The organism is Pseudarthrobacter sp. MDT1-56, assembly GCF_059383555.1.
On sequence record NZ_JBWZCK010000010.1, the window covers coordinates 1 to 17,417 of the forward strand.

Annotated in this window: 20 protein-coding genes and 2 pseudogenes; 11 read left to right on the forward strand and 11 right to left on the reverse strand. The window is 63.5% G+C overall.

From position 1 onward, the window contains the following. The 4 genes and pseudogenes from AC50YC_RS14245 to AC50YC_RS14260 form a co-directional block, all read right to left on the reverse strand. A pseudogene (locus AC50YC_RS14245) lies at positions 1-289 on the reverse strand (pyridoxal 5'-phosphate synthase lyase subunit PdxS); the annotation flags it as partial. Between the two features lie 212 nt (positions 290-501). After that, positions 502-1,614: a threonine aldolase family protein gene (locus AC50YC_RS14250; RefSeq protein ID WP_494952773.1), complete on the reverse strand. Its 1,113-nt coding sequence runs from the start codon at positions 1,612-1,614 to the stop codon at positions 502-504. Beyond that, positions 1,611-2,369, reverse strand: coding sequence for an SDR family NAD(P)-dependent oxidoreductase (locus AC50YC_RS14255; protein WP_494952774.1), 759 nt, complete (start codon positions 2,367-2,369; stop codon positions 1,611-1,613). Before AC50YC_RS14255 ends, AC50YC_RS14250 begins: the two co-directional genes overlap by 4 nt. Next, the gene (locus tag AC50YC_RS14260) at positions 2,366-3,769 is read right to left on the reverse strand and encodes a DUF6421 family protein (RefSeq protein ID WP_494952775.1); all 1,404 of its coding nucleotides are present in this window, start codon (positions 3,767-3,769) and stop codon (positions 2,366-2,368) included. Before AC50YC_RS14260 ends, AC50YC_RS14255 begins: the two co-directional genes overlap by 4 nt. A gap of 977 nt (positions 3,770-4,746) precedes the next feature. Here AC50YC_RS14260 and AC50YC_RS14265 point away from each other — a divergent pair. Then, positions 4,747-6,300, forward strand: a complete 1,554-nt coding sequence (locus AC50YC_RS14265; protein WP_494952776.1) for an amino acid permease — start codon at positions 4,747-4,749, stop codon at positions 6,298-6,300. A gap of 71 nt (positions 6,301-6,371) precedes the next feature. On the opposite strand, the gene AC50YC_RS14270 is transcribed toward AC50YC_RS14265, so the two are convergent. The 5 genes from AC50YC_RS14270 to AC50YC_RS14290 form a co-directional block, all read right to left on the reverse strand. Then, positions 6,372-6,749 (reverse strand): DUF4913 domain-containing protein, encoded by a 378-nt coding sequence (locus tag AC50YC_RS14270; protein WP_494953062.1) that lies wholly within the window; start codon positions 6,747-6,749, stop codon positions 6,372-6,374. 106 nt (positions 6,750-6,855) lie between these two features. Beyond that, the gene (locus AC50YC_RS14275; RefSeq protein WP_494952777.1) at positions 6,856-7,056 is read right to left on the reverse strand and encodes a hypothetical protein; all 201 of its coding nucleotides are present in this window, start codon (positions 7,054-7,056) and stop codon (positions 6,856-6,858) included. Between the two features lie 92 nt (positions 7,057-7,148). Further along, positions 7,149-7,688, reverse strand: coding sequence for a TraM recognition domain-containing protein (locus AC50YC_RS14280; protein WP_494952778.1), 540 nt, complete (start codon positions 7,686-7,688; stop codon positions 7,149-7,151). A gap of 37 nt (positions 7,689-7,725) precedes the next feature. Further along, a complete protein-coding gene (locus AC50YC_RS14285; protein ID WP_494952779.1) occupies positions 7,726-8,277 on the reverse strand; it encodes a type IV secretory system conjugative DNA transfer family protein in 552 nt (183 codons plus the stop codon). A gap of 206 nt (positions 8,278-8,483) precedes the next feature. Continuing rightward, positions 8,484-9,272, reverse strand: a complete 789-nt coding sequence (locus AC50YC_RS14290; RefSeq protein ID WP_494952780.1) for an isocitrate lyase/PEP mutase family protein — start codon at positions 9,270-9,272, stop codon at positions 8,484-8,486. Positions 9,273-9,576: 304 nt separating this feature from the next. On the opposite strand from AC50YC_RS14290, the gene AC50YC_RS14295 reads away from it, so the two are divergent. The 7 genes and pseudogenes from AC50YC_RS14295 to AC50YC_RS14325 all read left to right on the forward strand — a co-directional run. Next, entirely contained in the window at positions 9,577-9,972 is a 396-nt protein-coding gene (locus tag AC50YC_RS14295) for a cupredoxin domain-containing protein (RefSeq protein ID WP_494952781.1), read from the forward strand. Further along, positions 9,969-10,442, forward strand: coding sequence for a hypothetical protein (locus tag AC50YC_RS14300; RefSeq protein ID WP_494952782.1), 474 nt, complete (start codon positions 9,969-9,971; stop codon positions 10,440-10,442). Before AC50YC_RS14295 ends, AC50YC_RS14300 begins: the two co-directional genes overlap by 4 nt. A 179-nt stretch (positions 10,443-10,621) precedes the next feature. Further along, a complete protein-coding gene (locus AC50YC_RS14305) occupies positions 10,622-11,392 on the forward strand; it encodes a hypothetical protein (RefSeq protein ID WP_494952783.1) in 771 nt (256 codons plus the stop codon). Positions 11,393-11,641: 249 nt separating this feature from the next. Beyond that, complete coding sequence (locus AC50YC_RS14310) at positions 11,642-12,097, forward strand: sortase domain-containing protein (protein WP_494953063.1); 456 nt, start codon at positions 11,642-11,644, stop codon at positions 12,095-12,097. A 46-nt stretch (positions 12,098-12,143) separates the two neighbouring features. Continuing rightward, positions 12,144-12,779: a hypothetical protein gene (locus tag AC50YC_RS14315; RefSeq protein ID WP_494952784.1), complete on the forward strand. Its 636-nt coding sequence runs from the start codon at positions 12,144-12,146 to the stop codon at positions 12,777-12,779. A 71-nt stretch (positions 12,780-12,850) separates the two neighbouring features. Beyond that, positions 12,851-13,279: a cupredoxin domain-containing protein gene (locus AC50YC_RS14320; RefSeq protein ID WP_494952785.1), complete on the forward strand. Its 429-nt coding sequence runs from the start codon at positions 12,851-12,853 to the stop codon at positions 13,277-13,279. A 60-nt stretch (positions 13,280-13,339) separates the two neighbouring features. Next, a pseudogene (locus AC50YC_RS14325) lies at positions 13,340-13,582 on the forward strand (ester cyclase); the annotation flags it as partial. A gap of 301 nt (positions 13,583-13,883) precedes the next feature. Here the strand turns inward: AC50YC_RS14325 and AC50YC_RS14330 are convergent. Together AC50YC_RS14330 and AC50YC_RS14335 are read right to left on the reverse strand one after the other, a co-directional pair. Further along, positions 13,884-14,303 (reverse strand): HAD-IA family hydrolase, encoded by a 420-nt coding sequence (locus tag AC50YC_RS14330; protein ID WP_494952786.1) that lies wholly within the window; start codon positions 14,301-14,303, stop codon positions 13,884-13,886. After that, positions 14,269-14,565: an HAD family hydrolase gene (locus AC50YC_RS14335; protein WP_494952787.1), complete on the reverse strand. Its 297-nt coding sequence runs from the start codon at positions 14,563-14,565 to the stop codon at positions 14,269-14,271. Before AC50YC_RS14335 ends, AC50YC_RS14330 begins: the two co-directional genes overlap by 35 nt. 924 nt (positions 14,566-15,489) lie before the next feature. On the opposite strand from AC50YC_RS14335, the gene AC50YC_RS14340 reads away from it, so the two are divergent. The 3 genes from AC50YC_RS14340 to AC50YC_RS14350 all read left to right on the forward strand — a co-directional run bounded on the left by AC50YC_RS14340 (position 15,490) and on the right by AC50YC_RS14350 (position 17,358). Beyond that, entirely contained in the window at positions 15,490-16,080 is a 591-nt protein-coding gene (locus tag AC50YC_RS14340) for a TetR/AcrR family transcriptional regulator (RefSeq protein ID WP_494952788.1), read from the forward strand. 167 nt (positions 16,081-16,247) lie between these two features. After that, entirely contained in the window at positions 16,248-16,499 is a 252-nt protein-coding gene (locus AC50YC_RS14345; protein ID WP_494952789.1) for a hypothetical protein, read from the forward strand. Positions 16,500-16,770: 271 nt separating this feature from the next. After that, positions 16,771-17,358, forward strand: a complete 588-nt coding sequence (locus AC50YC_RS14350) for a sigma-70 family RNA polymerase sigma factor (protein WP_494952790.1) — start codon at positions 16,771-16,773, stop codon at positions 17,356-17,358. Positions 17,359-17,417 lie beyond the last annotated feature (59 nt).

Sequence of the window (17,417 nt, forward strand, 5' to 3'; positions counted from 1 at the left end):
CGACGAAGTGGCCGATGCGGACCTTGGCCATGACCGGGATGGACACGGCGGCGATAATCGCCTCGATCATGTCCGGATCGGACATGCGGGACACGCCGCCCTGAGCGCGGATGTCGGCGGGAACGCGTTCCAGCGCCATGACTGCCACGGCTCCGGCATCCTCAGCGATGCGGGCCTGCTCGACGTTGACGACGTCCATGATGACGCCGCCCTTGAGCATCTCCGCCATGCCGCGCTTGACGCGGTTGCTGCCCGTCACTTTTGTGGGGGATATGGTCCTCGTGGTCATGAAGAAATTCCTATCTGGAGGGCGAGATGGACCGGGGAGAATGGTGCCACGGGGGTCCGTCTTGGCTCAGGATGAGCAGGGGCGAACTGGCTCAGCCCCACATATCGCGGCGGATGAGATCCCCTGTCCCTCCGGTGACGATGACGCGGGCGCGACAATTTAAGACTGCGACAACCGGAAATACCCGCCGTTAAGGGGGTACGTCTCCGCGGTCAGCCGTTTGCTGAGGCCAGGGAGCCCACGGCCGCTTCAACGGCAGCCACGAGGGATTGGACATCGGTTTCGGTGGTATCCCAGGAGCACATCCACCGGACTTCACCGCGTGCCTGGTCCCAGTCATAAAAGCGGAAGGCTTCCCGGACTTTCGCGGCAGCTCCGGGTGGAAGGACGGCAAAGACGCCACTGGACTGTGTGACCTGCGTCAGGGAGACACTGTCAATGGCCGAAATCCCTGCGCTGAGACGTTGAGCCATGTCGTTGGCGTGACTGGCGGACCGCAGCCACAACTCATCCGTTAGCAGGGCAATCAGTTGCGCAGAGACAAACCGCATCTTTGAGGCAAGCTGCATGTTCATCTTGCGCAGGTAATTCATTCCTGGGTCGGACTGTGAGTTGAGCCAGACCACGGCTTCGCCGAACAGCAGCCCATTTTTGGTGCCGCCGAAGGACAGGACGTCGACACCGACATCGGTGGTGAATGCCCGCAAAGGAAGCCCGAGGTGTGCTGCAGCGTTGGCCAGCCTTGCTCCGTCCAGGTGGAGTTTCATTCCTTTCGCATGGACGTGCTCAGAAATCCGCTGGATTTCTTCCGGCGTGTAGCAGGTGCCGAGTTCGGTGGTCTGGGTGATCGATACGACCAGCGGTTGCGCACGATGCTCGTCTCCCCATCCCCAGGCTTCGGCGTCGATCAGATCCGGGGTGAGTTTGCCATCCGCGGTTGGGATCGGGAGGAGTTTTATTCCGCCGATGCGTTCCGGGGCGCCGTTCTCATCTGTGTTGATGTGCGCAGTCGCCGCGCAGATGACAGCGCCCCAGCGCGGCAGCAGGGCTTGGAGGGCAAGGACATTGGCCCCCGTTCCATTAAAGACGGGATATGCGGTTGCAGCAGTCCCGAAGTGGGACTGGACGACCTGTTGAAGCCGCCCGGTGTAGACGTCGTCACCGTACGCGGTGACGTGGCCTTCGTTGGCTGCCTGAACTGCTTCGATGATTTCGGGATGAGCCCCGGCGTAGTTATCCGAGGCGAAGCCCCGGTAGTTCGGGTCATGCAGGCGCCCCGCCAGGACCTGCGGGACGGCTGCTGTGAAACCGACATTGACGCTCATGCCGGTGAACCCAAAATATGGCCGGTCGTGAGGGGCAGGCGCTGCCCATTGATCTGTCCTGCCTCCAGGTCAAAGATCCGCTCTACGGCGTCGGCAAGGACACTGACATCGGTGAATCCCGGGAATTTGCGTTCCGGCTGGGCTGCGCGCATCCGGTCATCGACCAGAGCCTTGACGACGAAGACCAGGGCGGCTGAGTGCTGCGCGGGGAGAGGGCTTTCTTTTCCTCCCTGCAGGTCCCGGAATCCGTCGGCCACGGCCAGAGTCCATGCCTCGGCGGCGGACTTGACCGCCGCATAGGCGGCGCCGCCCGCCGTCGGCGAGGAAGCGGACTGTGCGGAAACGATGGCCAGGCGTCCGGCAGGGGAGGCAGCCAAGTCATCGTAAAACGCGCGGCTGGTGTTCCTCAGAGTGGTGAGGACACTGGTGTGCAGGAAGTCCCAGTCTTCATCCGTCTGCCCCTGAATGCCGGTACCGCCGCGCCACCCTCCTACAAGATGGACGAGGCCGTCCACGGGACCCAGATCGTGCCGGACAGAATTCGCCAAATCCTCAACGGCCTGCAGGTCCGCGAGGTTGCAGACATAGCCTGTGACGTTGTCGTACGCGCCCGCGAGCTCCTGCACTCGGTCCTCAAGAATGTCCACCGCGGCCACCCGTGCCCCTGCATCCGAGAGGGTACGGACCACTGCAACGCCGGCAGCGCTGGTCGAACCGGCGACGACGACTGTACGCCCCGAGAGGACCCGGCTCATGCGCCCGCCTCGCCCTCGGTCTTCACCGGGCTCTTACCGGTGATCCCGGCAGTTGACTCAATGACAGAGCGCATCTTCTTCTCCAGTGCCTCGTAGAACATTGACAAGGGAAATTCGTCATCAAGGACCTGGTCCGTCAGTCCCCGAGGAGGGCCGTCGAGCGGAAGGGCGTCCGGTCCCTTGGCCCAAACCGAGGACGGGTTGGGGGTAAGGGTTTCGGAGACGAGCTCATAGGCCGCCAGCCAGTGTGCGGTCTTCGGCCGGTCGATCGACCGCCAGTAAAGTTCCTCGATGCGGATACCCAGCTCGACGACCACGCCCGCGACGTCCTTCCAGTCAATGCTCAACTTTCCGTCGGTCCAGTGCAGGACCCGGTGCTGGTGCATCCAGGCGAACAGCAACTGGCCGCCCACGGCGTCGTAGTTACGGACCCGGTTCCCGGTAATCGCGAAGCGGAAGATCCGGTCAAAGATCACGGCGTACTGGACCAGCTTGGCGTGCTTGCGCGCATCCTCGGAAGCGTTCTCGTCCTTCTCGATGAGGACTGATTCGCGGAAGGCGGTCAGGTCACAGCGAAGCTCCTCGAGTGAATACAGGAAATACGGCATCCGCTGCTTGATCATGAACGGGTCAAAGGGCAGGTCACCGCGCATGTGGGTCCGGTCGTGGATGAGGTCCCACATCACGAAGGTCTTCTCCGTGAGGTGTTGGTCCTCGAGCAGTTCCGCGGCGTCAGTCGGCAGGTCCAGGGAAGTGATGTCGGCAGCAGCTTTTAAGACGCGGCGGAAGCGGGCGGCTTCGCGGTCCGCGAAGATGGCTCCCCAAGTGAACGACGGGGTGCTCCGGACCGCTACGGTCTCGGGGAAGAGTACTGCGGAGTTCGTGTCATAGCCCGGCGTGAAATCGGCGAAGCTGATGGGGACGAACAGCTTGTTGGAGTAGCTTCCTGCCTCCAGTTCAGCGACGAAGGAAGGCCAAATAACCTCGATGAGGACGGCCTCAAAGTGTCGGTTGGTGCTGCCGTTCTGCGTGTACATGGGGAACACAACCAAGTGCGGCAGCCCATCGGTGCGCCACTGCTCGGGGTGGAAGGCAATCAGGGAGTTCAGGAAGTCCGGAACACCGAAGCACTCAGACTCCCAACGGTTGAAGTCTTGGACGAGTAGTCCAAGGTATTCGATGTCGTGGAGAAGGTGGGGACGCAGGTCTTCGATTGAGTCGGCAATGGTACTGACATTCAGGCGGGCCTGATCGTGATGAGCAGGTTCCGGAACGGAGCCGTCCTGCGCTTGAACCTGCTGCAGTCCAATGACGGCTCTCTTCAGGGCCTGCCAGGCCGGGAGCGCCTTGAGGTCGTCTGCCCGGATGGTTGTCACTTCCGGGTTTGCGATTACAGACATGCTCGTTCCTTCCGTTGATGGGTTCCCGAAGAACGTAGCAAAGGATAAGGAGGCTTGACTGGTTTTTGGGCTAAGCATAAGAAACTCTATTGCTAAATGCGCTCTCTTCCCACCTATGCCTCTTGCGGGTCTTGGTGTTGAATGCTCCGGTCATCCTAGAGTCAGCGCATCTAAAAATGATTTTGTGCCCCTGATGCATTCTTCCCAGGCTCAGCTCCTGCCACTGGGCCCGATCAGCAGATGTGCCTACAGAATTTGCCTGTAGGTCAAAGCCGTCCAGGACCGCGACAGTGCCATGGTCCCGTTACGGTTTGTAATCGTGGGTCTGCTGGGACGCATGGTCCGGGGACAGCAGCTGGTCCGCATGGGTGCGGCCAAGGGCCTGGATGGGTCTTCTCGTCGATGCTGACCACAACCGCGTTCTCCGGCGGTGACATGCAGAGGCCGACCTTGTCACGGAGCTTGGCCTCCAGCTGGGATCGGTGGAGAACTTGAACGTCTCGATGCCGTGCGGCTGGATGTTCCACCTGCGCCAGATCCGGGCCACGAGGAAAGGGAGATCCCGAACCGCTCGGCCTTTGATGCGGGCGGACCGGCCCGCAGTGCCACCGCCCCGCCGAGGAGTTCCGTCCCGCCGCCTGCAGTCACGACGCTGTGCCAGCGGTAACCGTGTCAGTTCCAAAAGCCCGGATCCCGCTTCCCCGCCGAGTGCCATAGCAGATCGCCAGAGCCGCTTACCCTTTCAGGGCAAGCAAATTAGCAAATCTTATGCTCAGAACGGGGAAGTCAGGCCTATTCGTAAGACCTTGCCCGCATTCTCATGCAACATTCCGGTCCCAAAGGGCTCTTTCTTTGCGTGTGTTAGCTTGGTCACCATTGTTCCCGGCCGACCCGCCGGAAAGCCCAAACTCATTCGCTGCTACCTTCCCGGAGGCACCATGGGACTCAGCTCCCCCACCCAAACAGATGATCCGCCAATGAGCGGAACTGTCGCAGATATCAACCCCGATGCAGTGGCACGAACCGGATCATCCCTGGCGACAGGGGCCGGACGCGCCTCCGGAGAAACTGGCAACGAACTCAAGCGCGGGCTAAGCGGCCGCCACCTGCAGATGATCGCCATTGGCGGTGCGATCGGTACCGGGCTGTTCGTGGCCTCGGGCGGCACCATTTCCCAGGCGGGTCCCGGCGGTGCGTTGGCTGCTTATGCGCTGGTCGGGCTGATGGTATTCCTGTTGATGCAGTCGCTGGGCGAAATGTCAGCCAAAATTCCGGTCGCCGGCTCCTTCCAGTCCTTTGCCACCCGTTTTGTCTCCCCGTCCTTTGGGTTCGCGATCGGCTGGAACTATTGGTTCAACTGGGCCATCACCGTGGCCGCCGAGCTGGTCGCGGCCGGAATCATTATGGATTTCTGGTTCCCGGGGGTCCCCGGCTGGGTGTGGGCCGGGATCTTTCTGGTGGTTTTAACCGGGCTCAACGCCCTCTCGGCCAAGTCCTTCGGTGAATCGGAGTTCTGGCTCTCCTTAATCAAGGTCAGCGCAGTGGTAGTTTTCCTGATCGCCGGCGTGCTGATGATCTTCGGCATCCTCGGGGATAACTCCCCGGGACTGAGCAACTGGGAAAACCGCGATGAGGTGTTCCACGGGGGTTGGGTCTCGATCATTTCAGTCTTCATGATTGCCGGGTTCTCCTTCCAGGGCACCGAGCTGGTGGGCGTGGCCGCAGGCGAAGCCAAGAACCCGCGTCGTGAAGTGCCGAAGGCTATCCGCACTGTCTTCTGGCGCATCATGCTCTTCTACATTGGTGCCATCTTCATCATCGGCTGCCTGATCCCGTTCAACGATCCGAGCCTGCTGACCTCCGGCGAAGCCGATATTGCAGTATCACCATTCACTCTGGTCTTCTCGCGCGCCGGGATCGCCTTCGCCGCGGCATTGATGAACGCGGTGATCCTGACAGCCATCCTGTCCGCGGGTAACTCAGGACTGTATGCCTCGACCCGGATGCTTTACGCCATGGCCCATGACGGCATGGCCCCGAAGATCTTCGGCCGCACTAATGCGCGTGGCGTGCCGATCCCGGCGTTGCTGGCGACCGCGGCTGTGGGACTCTTCGGGTTCCTCGCCGCGATCGTCGGTCAGGGCGCGGCCTATTCTTGGCTGCTGAACATTTCTGGCCTGTGCGGCTTTATCGTCTGGGCGGGGATCGCGGTCTCCCACTACCGTTTCAGGCGCGGCTTCCTGGCCCAGGGAAACAAGGTCAGCGACCTGCCGTACAAGGCGTCCCTGTTCCCCATTGGCCCGCTGCTGGCCTTTGCCCTGCTGGTCCTGGTGATCGCGGGACAGAACTACGAGGCCGTGCTCGCCGGAAGGGGCATGGAGGTGCTTTCCTCCTATATCGGGTTGCCGGTCTTCATCGTCCTGTGGCTGGCCCACCGCTTCATCACTAAGTCCAAAGTGGTGCCGCTGCTCGAAATGGACCTCACGGCACCGGAGGACCTCGAGGACGAACCTGCCGCCAGCGCCCGGTGACCCTGCTGCCGGGGACCCCGCACGTACTGCGGGGTCCCCCGTGGCAGCCGGGCGACAGCGAGCCACCAGCATCACGCCGATGCCCAGGAACAGCAGCACCAAAAGAAGAGCCTGAGACCTGAGCGAATACAGAACCCCAAGCCACCGACCCGCTGATGGCCACGAAGTAACCGACCGACTCGGCCACCCCAGAGGATCAGGGGGCCGGCGAAACCGACGCTGGTCCTGAGCCGAAGATACCGGCCTCGGGCTCCCTGTGCGAATGCTGCGGGCCACCAGGTGCTGACGCCGAGGGCCGACTCAAGGCGCAGGTGTTCCCAGGCGCGCCAAATGGCTTCCATGCGGATCAGGGTTTCGGGGTGTTTGTACCATTCGGGGCACCAGGCGAACGTTGCCCCTTCGTTGAGTGTTCCCGGACGTAGGACTGGGCCAGGAGCTCGGCGAAGAATTCAACGGCACTGGAGTAAACCAGCTCCGGTTCAGGCTCGTCATGGCTGTGGCCGCTCGGTGTGGGCTGGGCCTCTTCGTCGCCGAACGCGTCCCCGAACTCCGCCCTCACGCGTGGCCGTCCATCCATGGATTGTGCGCCGGAACGACGGCAGGCTCGCGATCGACTTTCTCCTGGGTGGTGAGGGAGTTTTTGACCTTCTGGGCGTGGGGGCCGTTCATCCAGGGGATGGTTTCGATCATGGTTGCCGGGGCACCGGAGGCGAGCAGGATGGCCCGGAACCTGGGCAGGGCTGTCAGGTCTGCCACGGAGAGGATCTCGTCCTTCTTCTCCTGCCGGGAGGACGACGACCCGTTTTTGCTGTGGCTGCGGGAGACGTTGATGTAGCTGTATTGGCCGATCAGGCGGGAGAGCTCGTCGAGGTAGCCGACCTCGGGACGCCGCCGCCGTAGATTTTCACGTTCGACGCCGACCAGAGCTTCCGCATCCCTTCCAGCGACCAGACCTCCACGCCCTGGGACCAGGACTGCAGAATGGTCATGAGGATGATCCCGCGTGAGCCGTAGTGCCTGTACTGGTCCGGCAGGGTCTTCCAACGGCATACGTTCGCAGCTTCATCGAGGATTCCGAGCAGCGGGATGGCGAGCCGACCGGCGGGCTGGGAGGTGGCGTACTTTTCAGCCGCTTCTACGACGGCGACGGTCAGGGCGGTGACGAGGGGGCTGGCGGTGCCGACGCCTTCGCGGGAAAGGCTGTAGAGCGTGCCTTTGCCGCACGAAGTCCTCGGGGACGAACTGCGGCCGCGGGTCGGTGTCCACCGTCGTGTTCCGCAGCGGGGTGACCATTGGCTGACCTCGCGGTCGGTCAGGCAGGAAACCATTTCCCGGGCGGTGCCGAAGACACCGGCCCGCTGCTTTTCCGGTTCCCTGATGTGGCCCATGACCATGTCCGAGAGCAGGTTATATAGCCGGCGGTCCTCACAGTTCTGCGGGGGCCTCGTCGTGCGGGCGGGTCAGCCAGGTGTAGACCTGCGTGACCGGGGCGGAGTCGAGTGAGGCGGCGAGCAGGAAGGCTTTGAGCAGGTTCTTCCCTGCCGGGTCGAAGTAGGCATCCGGTTTGGTCCCGGGTTCCCGGGACCCGTTGGCGAAGTGCTGAGCCATGTTCCCGGCCGTCGCTTCGTTCTTCACATAGGACAGCGGGTTCCACAACCAGGTGGAATCTTCTTCCGCGACGGCCTGCGGGTCAATGACCCACACGGCGCCGACCTCTGCCCGGATCGGGCGGGTGACATCCACGATGTCGCGCTTGTTCGAGGTGGCGATCACCGCCCCGGGTGCGTCCAGGATTGCCGGGGCGGCGTAGGAGGTGGTCTTCATCGTCCGGGGACCGGCGATAAGGATCAGCATGTCCTCCCAGGAGGCCCACAGCGGGCGCTTCCCGGCGACGCTGCGGCCAAGCCGCACCCCTGTGGAGTTGTCCGCGCCAAGCCGCACGGCCGTGGCCGTGGCTCCTTTGGTGCCCAGGATCAAGGTCGATCGTGACGGGAAGGTCTACGGAGGCCCGACCACTATTCGGCGCCGCATCCTCAACGGATTGACACACCCCTTCAGGCCAGGACCCCGGCGTGCGGGTGCCGGAGGGGATAGAGGCGGCCGGCCGGTCGGGCCGTCCCCACCATCGGAGCCGTCCGGTCAGCCAACCCGGCCCCATGGGGATCCTGGCCTGTCCTGAGTTGTCAGTTCAAAGCTCTGGTGTTCTCAGGCAGGGCCCCGTCGTTCATCAGTTCAGTGGCGGTGTCCGCGAGGGCAGTCAGGGCCACGCGCTGGGTCCAGGGCCCATAGGAGATACGTGCGACGGCGAGCTCCTGCAGCCGGGACGGGGCGAGGGAGCCGGGGACGTTTATGACGCTGACTTTCCGCAGGCCGATGCCTTCGACCAGGGCTGCCACGGTCGCTTCGTCAAGCTTGCCGGGAACGAAGACGCAGGACGCTCCGGCGTCCAGGAATGCCTTTCCGCGTTCGATGGCGTCGGCCAGGACGTCCGAGGGGTCTCTGCCTTGTCCGAGGAGGAAAGCGTCGGTTCGGGCGTTGAGGACGAAATCGATCCCTTCGGCCTCCCCGGCCCGGACGGCATCCCCCATCTGCTTCACGGCCTCCGCCAGCGGGCGCATCTGGTCCTCAATGTTGGCCCCGACAATACCTGCACCGATCGCCCGCCGCACCGTCTCCCCCGGGTTGCCGTACCCGGCTTCCAGGTCAGCGCTGACCGGCAAAGCAGTGGACGCCGCGATACGGCCGACAACCTCCAGCATCAGCTCCACGGGCATCTTTTCCCCGTCCTCGTAACCGTACGACGCGGCAATGGAGTGGGAAGCGGTAGCAAGGGCTTTGGTGCCGGGCAGATCAGCGATCACACGAGCCGTGATGACATCCCAAACATTGATGAGCTGAAGGACCTCCGGGGCCCGGTGCAGGCGGAGCAGTTCGGTGGCCTTTACGGACTTGGAATTCTCTTGATCAGTCATCGCGCCAGCCTAACCCGGCATCCAATGCTTTGCCGACCGGTGGCCGGACCGGGAAGCAGTGCATCTGGTGTCGGCGTTATGAGCTGACGCTGTGTTGATTCCACCGCACCAAAAGTGACGCCTGGTGAGCCGCCACCTCCCCGGTTAGGCCGACCTACACAGGCCGGCCGCATACTGGGGCATTTCGACCCAGAGGCCCGGGCAGTCCGCGAGGGCGGGGGTGACGAATAGGGTGTGTGGGTAGTTTCCTGACAGGCGCACCAGTCCGGCGCGCGGCGGACACATCCCTGGGAAAGGGATTGTCATGAGAACGATCAATCGAATCTTGACCGTAGCTGTCGCCGTGTCGTTGGCGGCCATTACCGGGTGCGCCGCCCAGGAAGGTGCACCCTCCGCCGCTCCGCCCGCCACCAGTTCCTCTTTCCCGTCAGCTGGTGGGTCGGCCTCGGCCGGTGAGGCTGTCATCACGATTAGGGGCTTCGCGTATGAGGTTCCCGCGTCGATAAAGCCGGGGGCGATGGTGACGGTGACGAACGCGGACAGCGCCCCGCATACCCTGACGGCCAAGGACGAGGGCGGTTTCGACGTTGAAGTCCCGGGCGGTGCAACGGTGAGCTTCCGGGCTCCGGATGCTCCGGGTGAGTACGGGATTATCTGCAGCTTTCATCCGCAGATGACGGGGACGCTGGTCGTGAAATGAGCAGGCCCGCAATAAAACCGCAGGCACGGTCTCTTTGGGTACTGCGTGTCTGTGTCGCTGCGGGCCTGGTGGTCAGTGCCGTGGTCCATGTCCAGCTCGCCCCGGGCTATCAGCTGGCGGCCCCGGGCGGGCTCGGGCAAGGCACCCTGTTTCTGGTCCAGGCTGGCTCCTCGGTCGTCGCTGCCGTGTTTGTGCTGCTGGTAGGTTCCCGGACCGCTTTCGCGGCCGCCGCGGTGGTCGCGTTATCGTCCCTGGCCGCGGTCATCCTTTACCGGTATGTCCAGGTCCCTGCTATTGGGCCGTTGCCTTCGATGTATGAACCGGTCTGGTACGCGGCCAAGGTCATCACAGCGGTGGCCGAAGCGGCCGCTGGCGGCCTGGCGGTGGCCGGGTACGCCCTGCTGCGCAAGACCCCACCTGAATCAGGGCCTGCTGCCAGGGGCCGCCGCCGCGGGGCTTCAACGGCATGACCCGGACGGGTTTACCGGCCCGGGAAGGCGCCTCTGGTGCCTGCCCGACATTGGTCTGACTAAAAATATGTGAACCCGGCCACATCCATACCCGTCTTTTCCCGGCGTTGTTCCGAAGTACTGCTGTCCCCTTCCCTGGGGTGCCAACATCCACGCGCGTGTATGAGGAGATTTATCCAATGAAAAAGACGCTTCGCTTTATGGCGGTCCCCACTCTGGCTTTGGCCGCAGTTGCCCTGTCCGGTTCCCCTGCGATGGCAGCGGACCAGTCCTACCAGTCCACCCTGGGCCAGCTCAACGGCAGCGCCGGCTCGGGCACCATCAGTGTTGATGTCACGGGCAATCAGGCCCACGTCGTCCTGAAGGTTTCGGGCATGCCGGCGACCTTTATGGACGCTCCGTACCCGCATGTCCAGCACATTCACGGCGGCGCCCAGGGTGTCTGCCCGGCGCCCTCGGCCGATAAGGACGGCGACAAGGTCATCTCCACCACCGAAGGCGCCCCGTCCTACGGCGGGATCGTGACCACCTTGTCCACCAGCGGTGACACCAGCCCCGCAGCGGGCCTTGATCTTAAGGTCGGCGGCCAGGGTGCCGCCTACACGGTTGACCGCACGTTCGAACTGAACGCCGAAACCAAGGCCGCCCTTGAGGCCGGCACCGCTGTAGTCGTCGTCCACGGCCTGGACCCCGCCACCCTCAGCGCGGCAGGCCAGGCCGCCAAGAGCGATCTGGCTCCGACGCTTCCGCTGGCCGCCACCTCCCCCGCCCTGTGCGGGACCTTGAAGGCCGGGCAGATGAAGATGCCTGCAGGCGGCGCTGACACCGGCGTCACCCAGGAAACCGGCACCGACACCGGCGCCCTCGCTGTCGGTGGCGGCCTGGCCCTGATCGCCCTCGCCGGTGGAGCCTACGTTATCCGCCGCCGCACCGCCGGCGCAGCAGCCTAAGCACCGACGGACCGGATCACTACTGTGACAATCAGGAATTCCGGCCGCCGCGGGGGCCTCCGGGCCGCCACGGCGGCCGGGGTTCTGCTCCTCCTCAGCGTGAGTGGCTGCGCCGCGGGGAACAGCGGAACGCCGGACGCCGGCTCCCAACCTTCGGCTTCCGTCCCGGCTGCGGCAGCACCCGACACTTCCCCGGCTCCGTCCGCTGGCCCTCCGGCGGCTCCGGCAACGCAGCAGCTTCCACCGGTGATGGGCGCTTCCGCCCCCGTCACCCTGGCGATTCCCTCCATCGGCGTCAGAACCGACCTGCTCCACCTGGGGTTACGGGAGAACGGGTCCCTCGAGGTACCGGGCACCGGCAGCGACGCACCCGCCAGCTGGTACAACGGCTCCCCCGCCCCCGGGGAACGCGGCCCCTCCGTGATGCTGGGCCACGTGAACGCACTCGGCGGCGCCAGAGGCGTCTTCGCGGACCTGCGCAACCTCGCCCCCGGCGCTGAAATCAACGTCTCCCGAACCGACGGCAGCACCGCCGTGTTCACCGTTGACCGCGGCGCCCTCTACGGCAAAAACCAGTTCCCCACCCTCGAAGTCTACGGAAACACCCCCGGAGCTGAGCTCCGGCTCATCACCTGCGACGGCTTCGACCCCGCCACCGGGCTCTTCGACGACAACTACGTCATCTACGCCAAACTCAAAGCCTGACAACGGCCGCTGACCCGGAAAGTGCGGCGGCCAGGATGGAAGAGCTGTGAAACACCGCAAGCCATTAGTGGCCTCCTTGGCCTTGTCCGCCCTGCTGCTGACCGGCTGCGCCGCGTCCGCGGCCGTGTCCGCGCCATCGAACGCCCCGTCGACGTCACCTGCAGCTTCATCTGAGACCGGCCACGCCGGCAGTCACGGCGGCGGGCATCACAGTCAGGGATCAGCGTCGCCGGGTGCGACGGCGGACGGTCCCAGCGCCGCTGCCCTGATGGTATGCGGCGACCAGCCGATGGACAGGCTCACAGCCATCCTGGACCTGGACTCAGACCCGCACACCGTCAACGACTGGGCCGACAACACCTTCACCTGCACCTACCACCTGGCCGAAGGGGCCCTGGAAATCTCCGTCCAAGAAGCCGCGGACAAGACATCAGCAATGACATACTTCGACGCCATGCAGGCCCTCGCGAAAGACGCCAAACCCATCGAAGGCCTCGCTAACCTGGGATTCCCGGCCTACGAAACCGCCGACGGTTCAGCGGTGTTCCAAAAAGACAACTTCGTCCTGCACGTGGACGCCACCGGACTGCACCCCGCCCTGGGGCCCGAGAGCATCAGCAGGAACGCCCTGGCCTACCAGCTCTCCACCACCATTTTGGCCTGCTGGATCGAACACCCCTGACTCAGCTCCTCAGCACACCATCACAGCCGGGCTCCACGAAAGGTTTCAACATGAAGACAAACATCAGAACAATGCGAGCACTCGGACTCGCGGCGGCAATGACCTTGTTCGCCCTCTCCGGCTGCGGGAACCCCGGCACGTCCGCGTCCGGCACGGCATCAGCGCCAACAACACAGCCAACATCAGCTCCAGCCACCAGCCCAGGAACCACTCCCCCAACCTCCAGCCCCGGCACTTCATCCACGGCGGCCCCGGCCGAAATATTGATCAAGGGCTTCAAATACCAGGGCGCGGAAACGGTGAGTCCCGGAGCGACAATCAGTGTCACCAACGAGGACATCGAAGCGCACACCATCACCGCGGACACCGCCAACGCGTTCGACGCCACCATCAAAGTCGGCACCGGCACCGGCACCTTCACCGCCCCAACCGAACCAGGGACCTACCCCTACCACTGCATCTTCCACGGCAACATGAAAGGCACCCTCACGGTGAAATAGGATGTCGCACGGTTCGCTGCCTTCTACAGCGAGGAGGCCGCCGTCCGCGACCCGCAATATCCCGAACCGCTGCTCGGACGGGCCGCGGTGGCGAACGACTCCTCGGCCTTCTTCACCGCCTTCCCGAACCTACGGGTCGAGGTGGCGTGCAGCGTCGTCAGCGGCTCGACCCTCACAGCCGAATTGACCCTAGCGGGCACGCATACCGGCCCGTTGACACTGCCGTCCGGGGACATCCCACCACCGGCAGATCCCTCAGGTTCGAGATGGCATTCTTCACGCTCGTTGATGATCACGGCCTGATCGTCAACGGGCGCCGCCACTACGACGTCGTGGGCCCACTCGAGCAGTTGGGCCTCAGCGGGTAACCCCCAGCGGCCAAGATCGCCATCCCTGCCGCTGTGCGCAAGAGGTCCGCGAGAGTTCATGCCCGGCCAGCCCGTCTGATCGAGGGCCCACCACTCCCAGTTCATGCCCACCGCTCCTGAACAGAAGAGCCGGACCTGCGTAGCTAGGCTCCCCGCACCGGCAGGACAGAGGGCATCAGCCGGCCGGCACTGCCTCACGTTCCGTGGAATCCGGGGTATCCCCGCACCTCTACAGGCTAGGCACCCGGCCTTAGGAGCGGCGCGAGTTCACGAAGTGACCCGATGGTGATCTCCGGTGGCGTGAAATAGGACGGGTAGGATGCGCCGCTGCGGTTAATCCACGCCGTGCGCAGCCCGGTCCGTGCTGCCCCGTGGATATCCCAGGGATGGACAGCGTCCAGGAGCATGCGCCCTGGTTCCACACCGCACATCTGGGCAGCGTGCCGATACGCCTCCGGAGCCGGTTTCCAGGCCGGCCCGTCCTCAACGGACAGCAGGGCCTCAAAGTCCTCAGCGATTCCGGCGTCATCGAACAGCTTCCGCGCCACTTGGGCGGAGCCGTTGGACAGTGTCACCAGCCGGAATCCTGCCGCTTCCAGGTCCCTGACTCCGCCGACAATGTCAGGGTGCAGCACCAGATCGTCGAATCCGTCCATGATGTGTTTTGACGGCGACCTCGACACCACGGTTCAACGGCAGTCCCGTCAGGCTCACCCGCAGTAGCCCCGTCGCGATCTCCACGAAGTGTTCTGCGTCCCCCGCCGCAGTCATTGCAAACCCGTCCCGCAGCACCCCGGAAAACCAGACCTTGGCCAGAAAGGACGGCGCCACGGTTTCGGCGAACCGTTCCCCCATGACTGACATGTCGGACAGTGTTTCATTGACGTCAAAAACGATAACTGCGGGCATGTCAGGCATGAGGGCTCATTTCGTTCAAGCAGAAAGCATCCGCGGACCGATCGTAACCGCGAACTTACCGCTTTGAGTTGCGATATGTGCGGTGCTGAGCCCATGTCGGACACCCGGTAATGGACGCTTACGGACAAACCGGCGTCCTCCCGGTTCCGGGCGTGGTCGGGAGCGCGCTTCCCGGAAGCACCGGCTCAAACCAAATCACTGTGAGGGGTCATCGCTGGAGTCCGCCGAAACCGCCGCCGCGATGACGCCTGCGGTCGCAGCGAACACTCCGCCGATCAGCCGGGTACGGCCAGCGATCCGGTCAGCGTTTTTATGTCACGATCATCAGGATTACCCCCGGTGCGTGGCGGAGCAGCATTCCGAGCGGATGGAGCACTCGACCTGGTGGGCTGCCTGATGATACGGCGCAATTCCTAGCCCGGGAGCAGCAGGCGGAGGCCGCAAGGATACTCCAGTACCCGATTTCCGAGGTAGACGCCCATGGCCTTTCCGGGCTCGTCGTTACCGGCGGCAGGGCTTTCAAACCATATTTGACCTGAACCTGTTGTTGCATCGACTGCCCATAATGGATGGGCGGTTTCTTGGGTGTCGACGCAACAGATGCGTGTTTTCGGGTCGTTTTCCCGGTGCTTTGAGTCCATCGCAAGGCGGCCGAACTCAGCAGTGGGTTCTATGTAGCAGTTGCGGTCGTGTTCCCCAGTTTGTGAATGTGTCAGCTCAGACGCGGAGCGCAGCCCAGTGGCGGCTGTTCAGGTCGGATGCAGCATGGATTTCACAACCGGATTTTTTGAACCGTACTGACCGGTCTGTCTGGTTTGCATGTAGTGTCTGCTGGTGATGGAACACTCTCAAAGCTCATTAGCTGACCCAATTGGCACCCCTGCCCCTTCACGTCCATCCCGCGTTGGCGCGCGGGAGCGCATATTGGCTGCCTCCTACGAGTTATTCGCACAGCGTGGCATCCGCGATGTCGGCATAGCTGAGCTGATTTCGCGCGCCGGGGTTGCCAAGGCCACGTTCTACGGACACTTCACGTCCAAGGATGAGTTGGTTCTGGCTTTCCTGGAACGCTGCCATCAGGACCTTACTGTTGAGCAGATCATCGCTGATTGCAGGAAAAGATCCGCCGACCCAACAGCCCAGTTGCTGGCGATTTTCGATGTTCTGGACGGGTGGTTTCGCCGGGATGACTTCCAGGCCTGCGCCTTCGTGAGCACCATGCTGGAAATGGGCCCCAAACATCCCTTGGGAGAGGCATCCGTCAGCTATCTGGCCCGAGTAAGGGCCTTCATGCGAACTCTCGCCGAGGAGGCGGGTCTCGACCAGCCGGACGTTTTTGCGCGGTCCTGCCACATCCTGACGAAGGGCTCCATTATCTCAGCGGTCGAAGGAGACAGAGAGGCAGCCGTCTGGGCCAAGCGGATGGCCGTTTCCCTCATCTCCAGCCACGGGGGCGTCGCCGCTCAGGCCGGTAGCGGGCCGGCGACGGCCCGCACCCGAATCCAACGCGCCTGATACACGCTCGTCCGGCGCCCGCGCCGGAAGTAGCTGATTCGCCTCACCTCTGTTTCTCCGCCGGACGATGATCCGCAGTTCCGCTTGGCGTCCTTATCCAGGGCGCCGAGTTTTGAATCCGCTGTAGCCCGACGGCGGACCACCGCATCTTGTTGAGAAGAGCCCTCATGGCCTATGCAGAGTTCGACCAGTTCCTTCAGGAAGCCACTTATCGTGAACAGGAGTCAGACTCGACTCTTGACGGGGACTCCTTGTTTGGCCTCTACACCAGCTGGTGCAGCGTGTCCCACAACTCCCCTCGGACGGAGCACACCTTCTGGGCCGCGATGAGGCAACGCGTCGGTCCCGGACAGTGCCTGCGCATGAAGGGACCGGCGGCTGCAGACTACATCCTGACCAGCTACCGGGCCGTGGTGTGAACCCCGCCATGACCACAGCGTCAAGCAGTTACCTACCCCGGAACGCGCATCAGCCACGGGGAAATCGCCCCTGGTGCCCAGTGTGTGACACCGACCTGCACCTCGAGGTTGATTCACCGACCGTTCGGGGTGGGCAGGCAGGCACTCTCGCGGTGGCCGTCCTCTGTTCCAAATGCGGCAGATCCCGGGTGCTGGACACCACAGCAGAGCATCTGGCCGCCCTGTCCGCGCAGCCAACCCGTGGTTCTCGGTTCCCAGACCTGAAGGCACGATGACCCGTTTAGCTGACCAGAATGTTCCAGCTCCGACCGACCAGGCCCGGGACTTTCTTGCCGGTCTGCTGCTGCTCACGGCACAGGGCGATCATCAGGCATTCAGTGAGTTCTACCTCCGCACATCCCGACAGGTCACGGGATTGGTCCAGCGCGTCATCATTGACCGGGAGCTCAGCGAGGAAGTGGTCCAGGAAATATACATCGTCGTCTGGCAGGACGCAGCAAAATACCGGCCGGACACTGGCACTCCTATGGCCTGGCTGATGACCATCGCGCACCGACGGGCAGTCGACAAAGTCCGGGCAAACCAAAGTAGCCGCAACCGTGACCATCGATGGGCAGCGAACGCGCCGAACGCCTACGACGGCGTCCTCGATGCCGTGGCAGACAAGATGGACGCCCGGATCCTCATCGCCTCGTTGGCATGCCTGTCGGCTCTGCAGCGCGAATCCATTGTCCTTGCCTATTTCGGTTCGTTGACCTACCGGGAGATCTCGGTAAAGCTCTGCGTACCGCTGCCCACGGTCAAATCCAGAATCAGGGATGGCCTCCAAAGGCTCAGGACCCAACTCAAAGCTGTATAGCCAAGCGCCACCTGGAACGGCTAAGCCCCTGGATAATCTGGCCCGCCAGCAGCGCCCTG

What these genes read in the sequence shown, in the direction of transcription:
- AC50YC_RS14250 (WP_494952773.1), bottom strand. Translation starts at nt 1,614, where the DNA reads ATGAGCGTCAATGTCGGTTTCACAGCAGCCGTCCCGCAGGTCCTGGCG.
- AC50YC_RS14295 (WP_494952781.1), top strand. Translation starts at nt 9,577, where the DNA reads ATGAGAACGATCAATCGAATCTTGACCGTAGCTGTCGCCGTGTCGTTG.
- AC50YC_RS14265 (WP_494952776.1), top strand. Translation starts at nt 4,747, where the DNA reads ATGAGCGGAACTGTCGCAGATATCAACCCCGATGCAGTGGCACGAACC.
- AC50YC_RS14350 (WP_494952790.1), top strand. Translation starts at nt 16,771, where the DNA reads ATGACCCGTTTAGCTGACCAGAATGTTCCAGCTCCGACCGACCAGGCC.
- AC50YC_RS14320 (WP_494952785.1), top strand. Translation starts at nt 12,851, where the DNA reads ATGCGAGCACTCGGACTCGCGGCGGCAATGACCTTGTTCGCCCTCTCC.
- AC50YC_RS14330 (WP_494952786.1), bottom strand. Translation starts at nt 14,303, where the DNA reads ATGGACGGATTCGACGATCTGGTGCTGCACCCTGACATTGTCGGCGGA.
- AC50YC_RS14300 (WP_494952782.1), top strand. Translation starts at nt 9,969, where the DNA reads ATGAGCAGGCCCGCAATAAAACCGCAGGCACGGTCTCTTTGGGTACTG.
- AC50YC_RS14345 (WP_494952789.1), top strand. Translation starts at nt 16,248, where the DNA reads ATGGCCTATGCAGAGTTCGACCAGTTCCTTCAGGAAGCCACTTATCGT.
- AC50YC_RS14335 (WP_494952787.1), bottom strand. Translation starts at nt 14,565, where the DNA reads ATGCCTGACATGCCCGCAGTTATCGTTTTTGACGTCAATGAAACACTG.
- AC50YC_RS14255 (WP_494952774.1), bottom strand. Translation starts at nt 2,369, where the DNA reads ATGAGCCGGGTCCTCTCGGGGCGTACAGTCGTCGTCGCCGGTTCGACC.
- AC50YC_RS14290 (WP_494952780.1), bottom strand. Translation starts at nt 9,272, where the DNA reads ATGACTGATCAAGAGAATTCCAAGTCCGTAAAGGCCACCGAACTGCTC.
- AC50YC_RS14280 (WP_494952778.1), bottom strand. Translation starts at nt 7,688, where the DNA reads ATGGGCCACATCAGGGAACCGGAAAAGCAGCGGGCCGGTGTCTTCGGC.
- AC50YC_RS14305 (WP_494952783.1), top strand. Translation starts at nt 10,622, where the DNA reads ATGAAAAAGACGCTTCGCTTTATGGCGGTCCCCACTCTGGCTTTGGCC.
- AC50YC_RS14310 (WP_494953063.1), top strand. Translation starts at nt 11,642, where the DNA reads ATGGGCGCTTCCGCCCCCGTCACCCTGGCGATTCCCTCCATCGGCGTC.
- AC50YC_RS14260 (WP_494952775.1), bottom strand. Translation starts at nt 3,769, where the DNA reads ATGTCTGTAATCGCAAACCCGGAAGTGACAACCATCCGGGCAGACGAC.